The sequence below is a fragment of the Dellaglioa sp. CoH-57-MRSF-18 genome (assembly GCF_056781995.1).
In genome coordinates this window covers 1-334 of record NZ_JBXAXX010000155.1, presented here as the reverse complement: position 1 = coordinate 334, position 334 = coordinate 1, and the positions used below count along the sequence as shown (strand labels likewise).

Here is a 334-nt window from a genome sequence, read left to right as displayed (position 1 = left end):
TCTTCGTAGTTGATACCGAACAGGTACTGCGTCCCATTAAACACATATAGGCCCGGGTCTCGTCCCAAACTCGGTTGAATCAGAACATATGGGCGACCCACGTAGTCTTGACCTCGGAACTGCGTGTCCCAAGGTACCGAAACGTTAGTCACCGTTGCCGCACCCGTTTGCACGGTAGCTGCCGAGTAAAAGACGTTTGCGAAGCCTTGTTGATATGCCATGTTATTTCTCGCTATCAATTGATTGCAGACGTTGTGCTGCGTTCAGCCCGGTGTCGAGTGCCGGACCATCATGAGGGATTCCGTTAGTTGTGGTAAACAACGCGGGAATGGCG

General features: G+C 52.1%; 1 protein-coding gene. It reads right to left on the bottom strand.

Going from position 1 to position 334, the window contains the following annotated elements:
- Positions 1-221 (bottom strand): hypothetical protein (locus tag AC1RPG_RS08530; protein ID WP_481762557.1); only part of this gene is annotated, 221 nt, incomplete at its 3' end.
- Positions 222-334: the final 113 nt, after the last annotated feature.